General features: G+C 72.8%; 16 protein-coding genes and 1 pseudogene. 12 read left to right on the top strand and 5 right to left on the bottom strand.

All coding sequences use genetic code 11. From position 1 onward, the window contains the following. Positions 1 to 25 precede the first annotated feature (25 nt). The 4 genes from FHX44_RS37845 to FHX44_RS37860 all read left to right on the top strand — a co-directional run bounded on the left by FHX44_RS37845 (position 26) and on the right by FHX44_RS37860 (position 3,660). Positions 26 to 1,090, top strand: a complete 1,065-nt coding sequence (locus tag FHX44_RS37845; protein ID WP_246170809.1) for a class I SAM-dependent methyltransferase — start codon at positions 26 to 28, stop codon at positions 1,088 to 1,090. After that, positions 1,087 to 1,740, top strand: coding sequence for a spermine/spermidine synthase domain-containing protein (locus tag FHX44_RS37850; protein ID WP_147260149.1), 654 nt, complete (start codon positions 1,087 to 1,089; stop codon positions 1,738 to 1,740). Before FHX44_RS37845 ends, FHX44_RS37850 begins: the two co-directional genes overlap by 4 nt. Positions 1,741 to 1,806: 66 nt before the next feature. Continuing rightward, complete coding sequence (locus FHX44_RS37855; protein ID WP_147260150.1) at positions 1,807 to 2,730, top strand: LLM class F420-dependent oxidoreductase; 924 nt, start codon at positions 1,807 to 1,809, stop codon at positions 2,728 to 2,730. 24 nt (positions 2,731 to 2,754) lie between these two features. Continuing rightward, entirely contained in the window at positions 2,755 to 3,660 is a 906-nt protein-coding gene (locus tag FHX44_RS37860; RefSeq protein WP_147260151.1) for a LysR family transcriptional regulator, read from the top strand. Positions 3,661 to 3,832: 172 nt separating this feature from the next. Here FHX44_RS37860 and FHX44_RS43620 read toward each other — a convergent pair. Continuing rightward, positions 3,833 to 4,684: pseudogene (locus FHX44_RS43620) on the bottom strand (SDR family oxidoreductase); the annotation flags it as partial. Between FHX44_RS43620 and FHX44_RS37870 the strand changes: the two are divergent. Next, positions 4,683 to 5,096: a hypothetical protein gene (locus FHX44_RS37870; RefSeq protein ID WP_147260153.1), complete on the top strand. Its 414-nt coding sequence runs from the start codon at positions 4,683 to 4,685 to the stop codon at positions 5,094 to 5,096. The pseudogene FHX44_RS43620 and the gene FHX44_RS37870 sit on opposite strands and share 2 nt — an antisense overlap. 172 nt (positions 5,097 to 5,268) lie before the next feature. Here the strand turns inward: FHX44_RS37870 and FHX44_RS37875 are convergent, their stop codons facing one another. Genes FHX44_RS37875 through FHX44_RS37885 form a run of 3 tightly spaced genes read right to left on the bottom strand, consistent with a single transcriptional unit; the run spans position 5,269 to position 7,656 of the window. Further along, on the bottom strand, positions 5,269 to 6,321 hold the full coding sequence (locus FHX44_RS37875; protein ID WP_147260154.1) for a LacI family DNA-binding transcriptional regulator: 1,053 nt from the start codon (positions 6,319 to 6,321) through the stop codon (positions 5,269 to 5,271). Next, on the bottom strand, positions 6,321 to 6,653 hold the full coding sequence (locus FHX44_RS37880; protein ID WP_147260155.1) for a DUF6385 domain-containing protein: 333 nt from the start codon (positions 6,651 to 6,653) through the stop codon (positions 6,321 to 6,323). Before FHX44_RS37880 ends, FHX44_RS37875 begins: the two co-directional genes overlap by 1 nt. A gap of 34 nt (positions 6,654 to 6,687) precedes the next feature. Then, entirely contained in the window at positions 6,688 to 7,656 is a 969-nt protein-coding gene (locus FHX44_RS37885; RefSeq protein ID WP_147260156.1) for a DUF6772 family protein, read from the bottom strand. A 187-nt stretch (positions 7,657 to 7,843) separates the two neighbouring features. Between FHX44_RS37885 and nikB the strand changes: the two genes are divergently transcribed. From nikB to FHX44_RS37915, 7 genes are read left to right on the top strand one after another with little or no spacing between them, the layout of a single operon-like run. Beyond that, positions 7,844 to 8,773, top strand: coding sequence for a nickel ABC transporter permease (nikB, locus tag FHX44_RS37890; RefSeq protein ID WP_147260157.1), 930 nt, complete (start codon positions 7,844 to 7,846; stop codon positions 8,771 to 8,773). After that, entirely contained in the window at positions 8,770 to 9,663 is an 894-nt protein-coding gene (locus FHX44_RS37895; RefSeq protein WP_147260158.1) for an ABC transporter permease, read from the top strand. The genes nikB and FHX44_RS37895 overlap by 4 nt, the downstream gene beginning before the upstream one ends. A gap of 2 nt (positions 9,664 to 9,665) precedes the next feature. After that, entirely contained in the window at positions 9,666 to 10,685 is a 1,020-nt protein-coding gene (locus FHX44_RS37900) for an ABC transporter ATP-binding protein (protein ID WP_147260159.1), read from the top strand. Further along, positions 10,675 to 11,676 carry an ABC transporter ATP-binding protein gene (locus FHX44_RS37905; RefSeq protein ID WP_147260160.1) on the top strand — a complete coding sequence of 334 codons (1,002 nt, stop codon included), beginning with the start codon at positions 10,675 to 10,677 and terminating at the stop codon, positions 11,674 to 11,676. The genes FHX44_RS37900 and FHX44_RS37905 overlap by 11 nt, the downstream gene beginning before the upstream one ends. After that, entirely contained in the window at positions 11,673 to 12,368 is a 696-nt protein-coding gene (locus FHX44_RS37910; protein ID WP_170309207.1) for a histidine phosphatase family protein, read from the top strand. The genes FHX44_RS37905 and FHX44_RS37910 overlap by 4 nt, the downstream gene beginning before the upstream one ends. Continuing rightward, positions 12,365 to 13,174, top strand: coding sequence for an endonuclease/exonuclease/phosphatase family protein (locus tag FHX44_RS42495; RefSeq protein WP_170309208.1), 810 nt, complete (start codon positions 12,365 to 12,367; stop codon positions 13,172 to 13,174). The genes FHX44_RS37910 and FHX44_RS42495 overlap by 4 nt, the downstream gene beginning before the upstream one ends. Next, the gene (locus FHX44_RS37915; RefSeq protein WP_170309209.1) at positions 13,171 to 14,691 is read left to right on the top strand and encodes an ABC transporter substrate-binding protein; all 1,521 of its coding nucleotides are present in this window, start codon (positions 13,171 to 13,173) and stop codon (positions 14,689 to 14,691) included. Before FHX44_RS42495 ends, FHX44_RS37915 begins: the two co-directional genes overlap by 4 nt. 42 nt (positions 14,692 to 14,733) lie before the next feature. Here FHX44_RS37915 and FHX44_RS37920 read toward each other — a convergent pair whose 3' ends face one another. Continuing rightward, entirely contained in the window at positions 14,734 to 15,528 is a 795-nt protein-coding gene (locus tag FHX44_RS37920) for a TIGR03620 family F420-dependent LLM class oxidoreductase (protein WP_147260163.1), read from the bottom strand.

The raw sequence follows: 15,528 nt of genomic DNA on the forward strand, positions 1-15,528 counted from the left end.
CCGTCCGGCTGGAAGACTCGCCGGTGTGGACCCCGACCCGGATCGCACCCGTGCCTTCGGCGAGCAGCTGCTGGGGATGCTCACCGGCGGCATGCTCACGATGCTGATCGGCATCGGCCACCGCACCGGCCTGTTCGAGGCCGCGGCGCGAGGGCCGGCCACCAGCTCCGAGCTCGCCGAGCGGGCCGGGCTGCACGAGCGGTACGTGCGCGAGTGGCTCGGCGCGATGGTGACCGGCGGGATCATGGAGTACGACCCGGCCGACGGCCGGCACACGCTGCCCGCCGCGCACGCTGCGCTCCTGACCGGCGCCACGTCGCGCAACGTCGGCCCCACGGCGAGCAGCCTGCGCACGCTCGGGTCGGTGCTCCCGCAGGTCGAGCGCTGCTTCACCGAGGGCGGCGGCGTGCCGATCGCGGAGTACGCCGCCGTGTCGGCGGGTGGGCTCGGCGAGACCTGGCGCCACATCTACGACGAGCACCTCGTCGACGGCTTCCTCGGCCGCGTGCCCGGCCTGCACGAGCGCCTCCGTGCTGGGGTCCGCGTGCTGGACCTCGGCTGCGGCACCGGCCACGCGGTCAACGTGATGGCCCGTGCGTTCCCCGAGTCCACGTTCGACGGCCTCGACATCGCGACGGACGCGATCGCGGACGCCGAGGCGGAGCGGGCGGCGATGCACCTGCCCAACGCCGCGTTCGCCGTGGCCGACGCCGCCGCACTCGCCCCCGAGCGGCCCTACGACGTGATCACGGCCTTCGACGCGATCCACGACCAGGCGGCGCCCGAGGTCGTGCTGCGCCGCATCCACGACGCCCTCGACCCGGACGGCCTCTTCGTCATGATCGACACGAACTTCGCGACTCGGCTCGAGGACAACCTCGCCGACCCCTACGCCCCGCTGTCCTTCGGAATCAGCCTGCTGTTCTGCGTGCCCACCTCGATCGCGACGGGCGGCAGCGGGCTCGGCGCGATGTGGGGGCGGGAGCAGGCCCGCCGGATGCTCGCCGACGCCGGGTTCACCGACGTCCAGGTGTTCGACACCCCGCGACCCCAGAACTGCATGTACGTCTGCCGGGCGGAGCAGCGATGAGTGCCGAGATCGTCGAGCGCACCACCGGCCTCGCAGGCGAGCTGGTGCTGCGCCGGGACGGCGAGCACCACGAGATCGTCGCGAACGGGGTGTTCCTCATGGACACCCGCGGCGGCAGCTCCGAGCGGCTGCTCGTCACGGCCACCGCCGACCGGATGCCGCCACCCGGGAGGATGCTCATCGGCGGGCTCGGTGTCGGGTTCTCGCTGGCCGCCGCGCTGGCGCATCCGGCCGTCACGGCGGTCGAGGTGGTCGAGCGCGAGGCGGCCGTGATCCGCTGGAACCGCGGCGCGCTCGCCGTGCTGCACGGCGACGCGCTCGCCGACCCGCGGGTCGCCGTGCGCGAGGCGGACGTCGCCGACCGGATCACGAGCGCTGCACCCGGGTCGTTCGACGCGATCTGCCTCGACACCGACAACGGCCCGGACTGGCTCGTGAGCCCGGCCAACGCCCGGCTCTACACCGACACCGGACTCGCCGCTGCCGCCCGCGCCCTCGCGCCCGGCGGCGTCCTCGCCGTGTGGAGCGCCGCCCCCTCCCCCGCGCTCGCCGCACGGATGGGCGGGCTCTTCACCGAGGTCACGACCCTCGAGGTGCCGATGGGTCGCGGCGGGCCGGACGTCGTCGTGCTCGCGGCGCAGCCCCGCTGAGCGGTTCCTCCGCTGAGAGCGAAGCGTTCTTGCACCGCGTTCTGCGCAGCGGCAGGGTGATCGGGCGTGGCTCGCGACTTCCGGTTCTCCTTCAACATCTTCGGCATCCCGTCCCGCGAAGCGCTGCAGGAGCGCTGCCGCCGCGGGGAGAGCGCCGGTTTCCACACCGTGTTCGCCCCCGACCACCTCGGCGCGCCCGCGCCGTTCCCCGTCCTGCAGGCCGCGGCCGACGCCACCGAGCACCTGCGGGTCGGCACGCTCGTGCTGAACGCGCCCTTCTGGAACCCCGCGCTGCTGGCCAGGGAGGCCGCATCGCTCGACATCCTGAGCGGCGGCCGGCTGGAGCTCGGGTTGGGCTCCGGCCACATGAAGTGGGAGTTCGACGCGGCGGGCATCCCGTGGGAACCCTTCGGCGCGCGGGCCCGCCGGCTCGAGGAGACGATCACCGCCCTGCGCCGGTTCTTCACCTCGGACCTGGCGGCGCTGCCCGGCGGGCGCTCCCCCGTTCCGGTCCAGCGCGCCGGCTTCGACGGGTCCGGTCCACTCCTCATCGTCGGCGGCACCGGCGACCGGGTGCTGTCGATCGCCGCGCGGCACGCCGACATCATCGGCGTCGCGGGCGTCTACCAGGTGCCCGGCAAGCCGCCGGGCACCTTCCGGCTCGGCACCGCCGCGGAGGCCGACGAGCGGGTGCGGTTCACGCGGGAGCACGCGGGCGAGCGGGCCGGCGACATCGAGTGGCACGTCCTGGTGCAGATGGTCGTGCCCACCGATGACCGGCGGGCCGCCGCCGAGGACCTGATCAGCAGGTTCGGCGGCGAGATGACCGTCGAGGAGGCCCTCGAAACCCCGTTCCTGCTGATCGGCACACCCGCGCAGATGGCGGAGCAGCTGCGGGCCTCCCGCGAGCGCTACGGCTTCTCCTACATCACCGTGCACGAGCCGTATTACGAAGCGTTCGAGCCGGTCGTCGAGTTGATGCGCAACTGAGCCGTCACCCCATAGGGTGCCCGGGTGCCGGAGCTGGATCTGCGATTGTTGCAATCGTTCCTCGCCGTCGCCGAGGAGGGTGGCATCACCCGGGCCGCGGCGCGCCTCCATCTCGCCCAGCAGGCCGTCTCGGCCCAGATGCAGCAACTGGAGCGCGCGATCGGCGTCAAGCTCCTCGTCCGCACCTCCCGCGGGGTGCTGCTGACCGCCGCCGGCCGGGAGCTCGCGGCAGGCGGCCCGGGCGCCCTCGACCACGTCGACGGCCTCGTCGAGCGCGTGCGCGGCGTCGCGCGCGGCGAGAACGGCAAGCTCAGGCTGGCGTGCAAACCGCACGCGACCGCCGAGTTCGCCCTCGAGGTGACCGAGGCGATGGAGGCGACGGTCCCCGGCATCGACATCGTGCTCACCACGGCGTCCACGCTGGCCGAGGAGCTCAGGCTGCTGACGACCGGCGCGGTCGACGCGGCGTTCCTCTGGGCTCCGGTCGGCGACCCCCGGCTCCCCTGCGCCCCCGTGCGCTCGGACCGGCGGATGGTCGCGCTCGCCGCCGACCACCCGCTGGCCGGCCGCCGGGACGTGCAGCTCGCCGATCTGGCCGACGAGCCGGTGATCCGGCCCGCCGGTCCGGTGGCCGGCAACGTGCTCGCCCACTGGCTCGCCGAGCCCCGGCCCGACGGCCGCCTCGCCAAGCGCGGCCCCGCAGCCGAGCGCAGCGAGGACCACCTGCTGCTCGTGGCCCGCCGGCGTGGCGTCTGGCTCGCGCCGGAGCCGATCAGCCGCTACTTCCGCAGCCCTCACGTCCGCTGGGTCCCGGTCGCCGACGCCGAGCCGAGCACGCTCGTCGCCGTGTGGACGTCGGAGGCGCCCACCGCGCTGGTGTCCCGCATGATCGCCGAGGTGCGCGTGCTGACCGGCTGGCACGAGCCGTGAGCGTCAGAATGTGTTTGAGAAGCCCGTATGTGGGCCGCGGACGCATGCGATCCCTCAGGTCCCGGCCGCCCTGGGCGGCCCGCTCCGCGCTTCTCAAACACATTCTCAGTACAGGCCGCCGTTGACCCGCAGCGTCTGGCCGTTCACCCAGCCCGCCGCCGTCCCCGACCAGGAAGCAGATCATCGGGGCGATGTCCGACGGCATGCCGAGCCGGTTCTGCGGCACGAACCCGGCCGCCTGAGTCGTCGACTCCGGGGTCTCCGCGCCGTGGAAGAACGGGGTGTCGACCGGGCCGGGCGCCACCGCGTTCACCGTGATCCCGCGGGCGCCCGCCTCGCGGGCCGCGGCACGCACCAACTGTTCGACGCCCGCCTTTCCGGCCGCGTACAGGCCGTACGGGCCGGGCATGAACGACGTCATGGTCGTGGAGAGCACGACGTAGCGGCCGCCGTCGGAGAGGTGACGGAGGGCCGCGCGCAGGCTGAGGAAGACGCTGCGCAGGTTGCGGTCGACCACCTGCTCGTAGTCGGTGTCGCTGCACTCGGCGAGCGGCTTCTTCAGGACCATGCCGGGCAGGTGCACCACGATGTCGAGCCGGCCGTGCCGCTGCGCCACGCCGGCGAAGAGCGCCTCGGTCCGGGCGGCGTCGGTGGCGTCGGCGCGCACCGCGTCGGCGGCCACCCCGTGCTCCTCCAGGCGGGCGAGGGTCTTGTGGGCGGCGCTCTCGTCGCCGCCATAGGTGATCACGGTGGTGGCGCCGCGGCCGGCGAGGCCGACGGCGAACTCGGCGCCCACGTTCCGGGAGCCGCCGACGACGACGGCGACCTTCCCGTCGAGGTCACGGGCGGCGGGAGATGCTGGAGCGGTCATGGCCCGACCCTCGCCGCTGCGGACGCGCAGCGGAAACAGCGGTGCGTGGTGGCCGCAACCGCCCCGGCTTGTCACGTTAACGTCGTCCCGTCCGTTGACGAGGTCGACTTCCGGGGAATACTCTGTCCACGCAAGAGACAAGGTTAACGCCATGACGGAGCGCTACCTCGGCGTCCTCGGTATCGCCGAGGCGCTCGGGGTGAGCCGGCACGCCGTGCACAAGTGGCGCTCCCGCTACCCGCGCGACTCCGCTCACCCGTTCCCCGAGCCCGACATCGAGATCGACGGGGCTCCCGGCTGGGCGGCGCGCAGATTGGACGAGATCGTGCAGTGGCGTGAGGGCCTCCCCGGGCGCGGTGCCGGCGGCGGCCGCCCGTCCGCCACCCGGCAGCGGTACCTGAGCGAGGCGTTGACCCGGGGCCTGAGCCGGGACGAGGCGGACCGCCTCCTCACGGCCATGAGTGAGGAGTTCCCCGAGATGACCGAGCCGCAGGTCTGCGAGCTCCTCCTCGAGAAGTGGCGCGGCCTGGACGAGATGGACGAGATCCTCAAGCGGTACCGCTAGGCACCCATGATCGTCAAGCGGTAGTACAGCCGGTGATCACGGTGTTCGGCGCTGTGCCCGGGCCCTTCGACGGTGGCCGCGCGCAAGATCCGCAGTAGCGGTTGTCCATTGCTGTCGCGACAGCAGCGGGAACCGCTAGTTCGGATCATGCCGCTCGCGCGCCCGTGAGCACCTATGAGGTGACCAGGGTCGACGACGGGCGCACCACGAGGTCGGGCCGCAGCAGCCGCTTCTGGGCGGGCGCGGCCGACCGGTCGCGCACCCGCTCGACCAGCAGGTCCACGGCCGACGCGCCCACCTCGTAGGCGGGCAGCCGCACGCTGGTGAGGGGCGGGGTGAGGAACCCGGAGAACGGGAAGTCGCCGTAGCCGAGCACCAGCATGTCGTCGGGCACCCGCAGCCCGCGCTCGGCGAGCGCCCGGTAGAGACCGAGCGCGAAGTAGTCGTTGCCCACCAGCACGGCGTCGGGCCGGTCGGCGCGGTCGACGATCTCCTGCGCCACCACGTAGGACTCCTGCGGCTGCCACGGCAACGCCGCCGACTCGTGGCGCCGCGTCGGCACGGACCGCACGGCGTGGTCGGGCACCGGCAGGCCGGCCTCGGCCATCGCCCGCCGGAACCCGGCGATCCGCCCGGCGATCGTGGTGATCGGCAGGTCCTCCTCGAGCATCCAGATCCGGCGCGCGCCGGCCCGGATCGCGTGGACGGCGGCGTCGTAGGCACCCTGCTCGTAGTCGATGCCGACGAAGTCGTGCCGGCCGGGGGGCAGGTCGCGGTTGACCAGGACGAGCGGGATGCCGGCTGTGGCGAGCCGGGGCCACGGGTCGGACCCGCCCTGCACCGGCACCGCGAGCACGCCGTCCACCGCGGCCCGCAGCAGCGACTCGACGGCCCGCTGCTCGATGTCCTCGGACTCGTCGGTGACGAGCAGCAACATCGAGTAGCCGTGCTTGCGGCCCTGCACCTCCACGCCGTGGATGAGCTGGGAGTAGAACGGGTTGGACGGGGTGGTGATCACCAGGCCGAGGGTCATCGCCGAGCCGAGCACCAGCGAGCGCGCGAGCGTGTTCGGCACGTAGCCGATCCGCTGCGCCTCGGCCTCCACCAGCCGCCGGGTGCGGGCACTGATGTCGGACTTGCCGGCCAGCGCCCGCGACACCGTGTTCACCGACAGGCCGAGCGCCTCGGCGATGTCGCGCAGCGTCGGCCGGCGAGCCGCGTTCATCAGCTCTTCACGGCCAGGTAGATGCGGACCTTGACCTGCGCACCCGCCGGCGCGACGTCACCGCGGACGCGCAGCCACTGCCCGAACTCACGCACGGCCCACGTCGTGAGCTCGCCCTCGGTGCGGTGCGTGCCGCCGTCGTGGTCGCACCACGTGATCCCGTCCGGCGAGATCTGCGTGGTCAGGGTGAGCTCGGCGTCCTCCGCGGACCTCTCGAGCACCTGGACGAACCACCGCGCCTCCCCCGCCCACGCCGCCTCGTACGGCTCGGTGGCGAACTCGCCCGTGAGCGTCGTGTTGCGCTCCAGGACGGCGGTCTGGGACTGCCTCATCAGGGGACTCACCTCGGGTTTCTCATTTCAGTGCTCACCAATCGACGGAGATGACGACCGAGTCGAGGAACAGGAAGTTTCTCGTAGCGGAGTGCGTGCGGACGGAGAAGTAGAAGTTCAGCAGGTTCTCCAGCGAGTCGTAGCGCTCCGCGTACGGCGGCACCGGCACGTCGCTCATGTCGAAGACGCGGTCGTTGACCTGCAGCTCCATGTTGCGCCGGGCCTCGGTGTCGATCTGCCACCGCAGGTAGTGCCAGTTGACCTTGGTGGGCACCTCGTTGTAGCAGAGCTCCTGGGGCTCACCGAACGGCTCCCAGTCCTCCGGGTTCGGCGCGGTGAAGTCGGCGGCGTAGCCAAGCTTGACCTTGCCCTCGAGGTGCTCGCGCGGGGTCGGCTCGGGCACGGTCGGGTAGACCCACTGCCGGGCGAGGCGGTTGTCCAGATCGGTGTTCAGGTAGCGGGCGACCGTGTGGTACCGCAGGCCGCCGTCGCCGCACAGGTCGGTGGCCACGGTGAACGCGCCGAACTGCGCCTCCGACGGGTGCAGGTTGCCGTCCCAGACGACATCGCCGAACCGGTCGCTCTCGGGGCCGCCACCGAGGGTGGCCTCCGCCTTGTAGGTGAAGTAGGCCTCGATCTGCAGCAGCCCGCGGCCGCTCATCGTGAGGCGCCGGATCGCGGTGGCCGTGTGGCCGGTGATCGGCCGCGTGGCCAGCTTGAGCGCGTAGGTGCCGGTCATGGCGCCGTGCGTGCCGATGTCGAAGAACGTGCAGGACGACAGCTGCGGGGGCCGGAAGTCGCGCATGTGGTCGTCGACCGTGTCGAGGTTGCCGCGCCCGTCGTAGTTGCCGAGCAGCTCGGTCCAGCCGTGCGTGCCCGAGTCGAACGCGTCGAACGCGAGGATCCGGGGAAGCGGCTGGAACTTCGACAGGCGCGGGTCGACCGAGAGCAGGGCCGACCGGAACGCGGCCTCCGCAGGCGGCGCGGAGCGGGCTTCGGACATGCGGACTCCATGCGAGAGGGATCGGGGTGGACGCGGACATTAACGTTAATGGAGCAATCTGGTCAACCGTGCTCGGCATGCTTCAAGAGCGCCTTGACACCCTGGGATCAGGCCACCTAGCCTGCCCCGGTCTCCCCCATTAACGTTAATGGAGCGATGCAACGATGCGTCCCACTCGGAGCCGCTGATGGCGGCCTACCTCGCCCGGCGGCTCGCCTTCTCGGTGTTCGTCCTGTGGGGCGCCGTCACGATCATCTTCCTGGTGCTGCGGCTCGTCCCCGGCGATCCGGCGCTGCTCATCCTCGGCTCCGACGCCACCCCGGACCAGGTCGCCGCGCTCCGCAGCCAGCTCGGCCTCGACGAGCCGCTCCTCGTGCAGTACGGCACCTACCTCGCCGACGTCGCCCGGCTCGACTTCGGGCCGTCGTACCGGCTCTCGGGCGACGCGCTGGGCCTCGTGGTGGAGCGCCTGCCCGCCACCGCGGAGCTCGCCGTGGTGGCGCTCTCCCTCTCGTTGCTGGCCGGGATCCCGCTCGGCATCGTGGCGGCGCTGCGCGCCAACACGTTCACCGACCGGGTCGTCTCGATCTTCTCCCTGGTCGGCCAGTCCACGCCGTCGTTCTGGCTGGGCATCGTGCTGATCCTGGTGCTCTCGCGCACCTTCGGCCTGCTCCCCAGCGCCGGGAACGGCTCCCCGGCCCACATGGTGCTGCCGGCGATCACCCTCGCGCTGCCGTTCCTCGCGATCCTCGTGCGGCTCACCCGCAGCGGCCTCCTCGAAGTGATCCACGAGGGCTACGTGCAGACCGCGCGCGCCAAGGGCCTCACCGAGCGGGTCGTGATCTTCCCGCACGCGATCCGCAACGCGCTCATCCCGATCGTCACGGTCGTCGGCCTGCAGTTCGGCACGCTGCTGGGCGGAACCGTGATCGTCGAGACCGTCTTCTCGTGGCCAGGGATCGGACGGCTGCTCATCGACTCGATCTCGCACCGCGACTACGGCGTCGTGCAGGCGGCGGTGCTCGTGATCGCCACCGGGTTCGTGCTGATCAACCTCGTGGTCGACGTGCTCTACGGGTACCTCGACCCCCGCGTGCGGCTGGCGGGCCGGGCATGACCGTGACCGCGCCACCCGCTCCCGCCGACGCCCCGCCGTCCCCGGCGCCCGCCACCCGGCGGCCGGGCACCGTCCGCATCCGGTTCGCCCTCACCGTCGTCACGGTGTACGTGGTGGCCGCGATCGCCGGCCCCGTGCTGCTCGCGTACGACTCCGTCGTCACGCACACCGCCGACCGGCTCCTCCCACCCGGCTCGCGCACCAGCGACGGCGGCCTCGCCGTGTTCGGCACCGATCAGGTCGGGCAGGACCTGCTCGCCCAGATGCTGCAGGGCGCCCGCGTCTCGATCGCGGTCGGCGTGGCGACGCTGCTGCTCGCCGGGCTGATCGGGGTGACCGTCGGCGTCGTCGCCGGCTACTTCGGTGGATGGCTCGACGGCCTGCTCATGCGCCTCGCCGACGTGCAGCTGGCGTTCCCCTCGATCCTCCTCGCGATCTTCATCGCCGCGCTGCTCGGTCCGAGCGTGGTGAACGTCGTGATCGTCCTGGCGGTGTCCAACTGGGTCACGTTCGCCCGGGTCGTGCGCAGCCAGGTGCTCACCGTGCGCGGCCGCGAGTACGTCGACGCCACCCGGACCCTCGGAGCGGGCACCTGGCACGTGGTGCGCCGCTGCGTCCTCCCCGCCTGCGTCGCCCCCGTGCTGGTGGTGGCCACCGTGGAGCTGGGGCACGTGATCCTCGCCGAGGCCTCGCTCTCCTTCCTCGGCCTCGGCACGCCGACCAGTACGCCGAGCTGGGGCGTCACGATCGCGAACGGCCGCAACTACCTCGCAGAGGCCTGGTGGATCGCGACGATCCCCGGCCTCGCGCTCGCCCTCCTCGTGGTGGCGTTCGGCGTCCTCGGCGACGCGCTGCGCGACCGCTTCGACCCCCGATTGAAGAGCCTCTAGCCATGCTCCCTGCCCCCGAACGGCCCGTCCCCGCGCCGGACCGCCCCGCCCCGCTGCTGCAGGTCCAGGACCTGCGTGTGCAGTTCCGCACGGCGACCGGCGTGATCACCCCCGTCGACGGCCTGAGCTTCGAGGTCGCGCCCGGCGAGACCCTTGCCGTGCTCGGCGAGTCCGGCAGCGGCAAGAGCGTCACCGCCCAGGCCGTGATGGGCCTGCTCCCCCGCCCGGCCGGGCAGGTGACCGGCGGCCGGATCGTCTACGACGGCGTCGACCTGCTCACCCGCCCCGCCGCCGAGGTGCGCCGGCTGCGCGGCCCGGAGATGGCGATGGTCTTCCAGGACCCGCTCAGCTCGCTCAACCCCGTGTTCCGGGTGGGCACGCAGATCGGGGAGATGTTCCGCAGGCACCGCGGGGCGTCGCGGCGGGAGGCGAAGGCGGCCGCGGTCGACCTCATGAAACGCGTCGGCATCCCGGACGCCGCGAAGCGCGTGGACGACTACCCGCACCAGTTCTCCGGCGGCATGCGGCAGCGCGTGATGATCGCGATGGCGATCGCGCTCGACCCGCGGCTGCTCATCGCCGACGAGCCCACCACCGCACTCGACGTCACGGTGCAGGCGCAGGTCATGGCGCTGCTGGGGAGCCTGCAGCAGGAGTACGGGATGGCGATGGTGCTGATCACGCACGACCTCGGCGTGGTCGCCGACGTCGCCGACCGCATGCTGCTCGTGTACGCCGGGCGGGCCGCGGAGACCGGCCGGATCCGCGAGGTCTACGACCGCCCGGCACATCCCTACACCGCCGGGCTGATGGCATCGCTGCCCGGCGACCAGGAGCGGCTCACCCCGATCCCGGGCGCGCCGCCCAACCTCGCCGCGCTGCCATCGGGCTGCCCGTTCCACCCGCGCTGCCCGTACGCCGTGGACCGCTGCCGCGACGAGCGCCCGCCGCTGCACCCACTCCCCGGCGCAGGGCGCGCCGCCGCCTGCCACCGCGCCGAGGAGGTCCTCGATGGAGCGTGAGCCCCTGCTGTCGGTGCGCGACCTGCACACCGCGTTCCCCATCCGCTCCGCACTGCTGCGCCGGCCGATCGGCGCCGTGCAGGCGGTGGCCGGGGTGTCGTTCGACCTCGCGCCGGGCCGGACCCTCGGCCTGGTCGGCGAGTCCGGTTCGGGCAAGTCCACCCTCGCCCGCACGGTCATCGGCCTCGAACGGGCCACCTCAGGGCAGGTGCTGTTCCAGGGCCGGGACCTCACGACGGTGCCGCCCGCGGAGATGCGCCGGTTGCGGCGAGACATCCAGATGATCTTCCAGGACCCCTACGCCTCGCTGAACCCGCGCCGGACCGTCGAGCAGATCGTCAGCGAGGCCTGGGAGATCCACCCCGACGTCGTGCCCCGCGAACGGTGGGCGGCCGAGGTGCGGGACCTCCTCGGACGCGTGGGCCTCGACCCGTCGCACGCCGGCCGCTACCCGCACCAGTTCTCCGGTGGCCAGCGCCAGCGCATCGGGATCGCCCGGGCGCTCGCGCTGCGGCCGAAGCTCGTGATCTGCGACGAGGCCGTGTCCGCGCTGGACGTGTCGGTGCAGGCGCAGGTGCTCAACCTCCTGCAGGACCTGCAGCGCGACCTGGGCCTGGCCTACCTGTTCATCGCCCACGACCTGTCGGTCGTGCGGCACATCAGCGACGAGGTCGCCGTGATGTACCTGGGCACGGTCGTGGAGCACGCACCGCGACGGGACCTCTTCGAACGGCCGACGCACCCCTACACGCAGGCCCTGCTCTCCGCGGCGCCCGTACCGCGGCCGTGGGACCAGCCGGAACGGACGCGGATCCTGCTGCAGGGCGACCTGCCCTCACCCGCGGACCCGCCATCCGGCTGCCGGTTCCGCACGCGGTGCCCCAAGGCCGTCGAGCTGTGCGCGGAGGAGGCACCCGGCCTGGTGGAGCGGCACGGGCACCCGAGCGCCTGCCACTTCGCGGAGCCGCTGGCCGCCGGGGTGGCCGGGTGAACAAGCACAGCCTGCTCGACGCCCCCGACCTCGACGACTGGCGCGCCGTCCGCGTCATCCTGGTGCGGCACGGGGAATCACAGGGCAACGCCGCCGCCCGGTTCGAGGGCCAGACCGGGCCCGGGCTCACGCCGCGCGGCCACGCGCAGGCGCGCGCGATCGCCGCAGGCCTCGACCGCTACGGCATCCCGGAGCTCGTGGTCACCAGCGACCTCGTCCGGGTGTCCGAGACCGCGGCGCCCTACCTCGCGCGCACCGGGCTCCCCGCCCGCGTCGACCCCCGCTGGCGGGAGGCCGCCGTCGGGACGTGGAGCGGGCGCACCTTCGTCGAGATCGCCGCGGAGTTCCCCGAGGCGATCCGGGCCCTGCGCCGCGGCGAGGACGTCCGCCGCGGCGGCGGCGAGACCTTCGCCGAGGTACGGGCGCGGGTGTCCACGGCGCTGGACGACGCGCTCGCCACCTTCGCGGGCTCCCCGGTCGGGAGCCGCCACACGGTGGTCGTCTTCACCCACGGCGGCCCGATCCGGGTGGCCACCGCCGAGGCCGTCGGCCTGCCCGCAGGCGGGCACCTGGGCCTGGATCCGCCCACCAACTGCTCCGCCACCGAGCTGGAGTTCGTCCTCGGCGGCGACGGGAGCCGCAGCGCGCGGCTCGTCGCCTACAACACGCCCGCACCGCAGGAGGCCGCATGACCGAGCTTGCGAGCGAATCGTGGACACAGATCACGTTCGTCGCGATGACCTACAACCTGTGGGGCGACGCGCACCTCGCCGAGCGGCAGCCGGCGCTGCGGGCGTTCTTCCGGACCCGGCCACCGGACCTGCTCGCCGTCCAGGAGCTGCGGCCCGGCTCGCGCGCCCTGATCGACGAGGAGCTCTCCGGTCACGACCGGGTCGTCGACGACCACCCGGGCTGGGCGGGCCAGAGCAACCTCTGGTGGCGGCGGGAGGTGTTCGAGCTGGTCGCGTACGGGGTGCGGGACGTCGGGATCCTCGCTCCCGGCGCAGGCCTGTTCTGGGTGCGACTGCGCACAGCGGCCGGCCAGGTGCTGGTCTTCGCCACCGCGCACCTCACATGGCCGGGGCACACCGAGGAACGCGCCACCGGCGTCAACATGCGCGTCCCGCAGGCCCGCGCGATCGTCGCCGCGCTCGACGAACTGGCGGGCGACGGGCCGTGCCTGTTCACCGCCGACGTCAACGACATCGGCGGACCCCTGTGGGAGCTGGGCAACGCAGGCTTCCTCGACTCGTTCACCGCGCTCGGCTCGCCGGCGCCGCCCACGCACCCCGTCGTCCCGATGCCGTTCACCAGCGGCCGGGGCACCCGCCTCTCGCCCGTGCAGTCGCCGGCCAAGGCCATCGACTGGCTGTTCCACCGCGGTGCGCTGCGCGCCCGCACCAGCGAGGTCGTCGAGTTCTTCCACGACGGCTCCGCGCCGTCCGACCACAGGCCCGTGGTCGCGACCTTCACCCTGGAAGAAGGAGCGAACCCGTGACGACGCGAAGGCTTCTGGTCGCGGCGGTCCTCGCCGCGGCCATGGTCCTGACGGGCTGCACCACCATGTCGGGAGGCGGCGGTGGGGCGGGCGAGGAGCAGGTGCTGCGCTACTCCCCCGCGCTGTTCCCGGTGTCGCTCGACGCGCACCAGTACCCCGCCGAGGAGCCCACGCAGACCGCGGTGCAGCAGGTCCTGGAGACCCTCGTCGCGATGGAGGACGGGCAGCCGGTCGGGGTGCTGGCCGAGTCCTTCGAGCCGGTCGACGACCACACGTGGGTGTTCCACCTGCGGCAGGGCGTGACCTTCAGCGACGGCACGCCGCTGACCGCCCGGGACGTCAAGGCGTCGGTGGAGCGGGGCCAGGCGCTCAAGTGGTCGCTCGCCCCGCTGTTCACGGCCGTCGCGTCCATCGAGGCCACCGACGACCGCACCGTCACGTTCCGCACGTCGGAGCCGCTCGGCACGCTGCCCAGCTCGCTGTCGCTGGTGTTCGTCGGCCCCGCCGACCGAGTGAACGACCCGGCGTACTGGCAGCGCCCGATCGGCACGGGGCCGTTCGTGTTCGAGAGCTTCACCCCGGACGACAAGGTGGTGCTGCGGCGCAACGACACCTACTGGGGCGAGAAGGCCACCCTCGACCGCGTCGAGATCGTGAGCATCCCGGAGACCGCCGCGCGGATCACGGCGCTGCGCACCGGCGAGGTCGATGTGCTGCAGTCCATCCCGCCGGACCAGGTGTCCGAGGTGGACGGGCAGCCGGAGATCACCTATGGCAGCGGGCCGAGCTTCCAGTACTACTTCACCTGGTTCAACTCCTCCCGCCCGCCGTTCGACGACGTGCGGGTGCGGCAGGCGCTGTGGCACGCGCTCGACCTGGACGCGATCGTCGGCGACCTGTTCGGCGACAGCGCGAGCGTGGCGAAGGCCCCGATCACCCAGGACGTCTTCGGCGCCCCGGCGCTGTCGCCCTACGCCTTCGACCCGGCGAAGGCGAAGGCGCTGCTCGCCGAGGCCGGGCACGCGGACGGTCTGCGGGTGTCGATGCAGTGGCCGCGCGAGGGCGGGCCGAACATCCGCGCGCTCGCCCAGGCGATGGTGTCGGCGTGGGCAGCGGTCGGCGTCACGGTGGAGCCCCTGGAGAAGGAACGCCCGCAGTGGCTGCAGGACCTGAACGCGAAGAACTTCGACCTGAACCTGCAGACCAACACCACCGGCACCGGTGACGCCGACTTCACCCTCGCCCGGCTCTACCTCTGCTCGGCGAACCGCACCGGCTACTGCAACCCCGAGCTCGACCGGCTGCTGCTCGGCGCACGGGCCTCGCTCGACCAGGCCGAGCGCGAACGCCTCTACGCGCAGGCCGCGCAGGTCATCTGGGACGAGGCCGTCGGCATCTTCCCCGCCGACCTGCGCAACAACTACGCCGCCGGCACCCGTGTGAAGGGCTTCGAGCTGCCGGTCAACGGCCGCCCGCAGTTCCGCACGGTCTCGATCGACGCGGCCGCCGGCTCATAAAGGGTCGTGGGTGGATACGGGTGACCCAGCGCTCGTATCCGCTCACGACACCTCCTGGGCCAGTCGCTTCAAGGTCTCGAGCTCGCCGGGGCCACCCAACGGGGCGATGACGACGTGGTCGGCTCCCGCGGCTTCCTGCTCGCGCAGCCGCGCGACCACCCGGTCGACGCCACCCCAGGCGAAGGCCGCGTCGACGAGACCGTCGCTCATCTCACGGATATCGGTGTCGCCGAAGCCCATCCGGGAGAAGGCCGCCACGTAACCGGGCACCGTGGAGAGGAAACCCAGCGGCTCCCTGGCGGCCGCGCGCGCCGCCAGGGGGTCGTCGTCGAGGACGACCATCTGGTCGGCCACCAGCGTCGGGCCACCGCCGAGCCGCTCCCGGGCCCACGCCGTGTAGGCGGGGTTCACCAGGAGCGTCACGGCCCCACCGAGCCGTTCCCGCGCCAGGTCCAGCTTCCGCGGGCCGAGCGCCGCGAGCAGCCTGCGCTCACGCGGCACCGCGGTCTCGATCTCGTCCAGTGCGCGGTGCAGAGCCGCGAGGCCTCCGGTCTGGTTGCCGATCCCCACCACCAGGCGGCCGGGCGCGATCCCCTCGGCCTCCGCGTACAGCCCGGCGATCGCCTCGGGGCCGTGCACGTCGAGCGGGACGATCCCGGGCACCACCGCGACCCGGGTGGTCGCCCGCAGGATCCGCAGCAGCGGATCGAGGGTCGCCAGCTGCCCGCCGGCCACCCAGATCGCGGAGTACCCCCACGCCTCGACGGCGCGCGCGTGCTCCTCAAGGTCGTCGGTCACGGTGAGCGCGACGCCGTAGCGCCCCAGTCCATCGATCAT

The sequence above is a fragment of the Pseudonocardia hierapolitana genome, assembly GCF_007994075.1.
Lineage (GTDB): Bacteria > Actinomycetota > Actinomycetes > Mycobacteriales > Pseudonocardiaceae > Pseudonocardia > Pseudonocardia hierapolitana.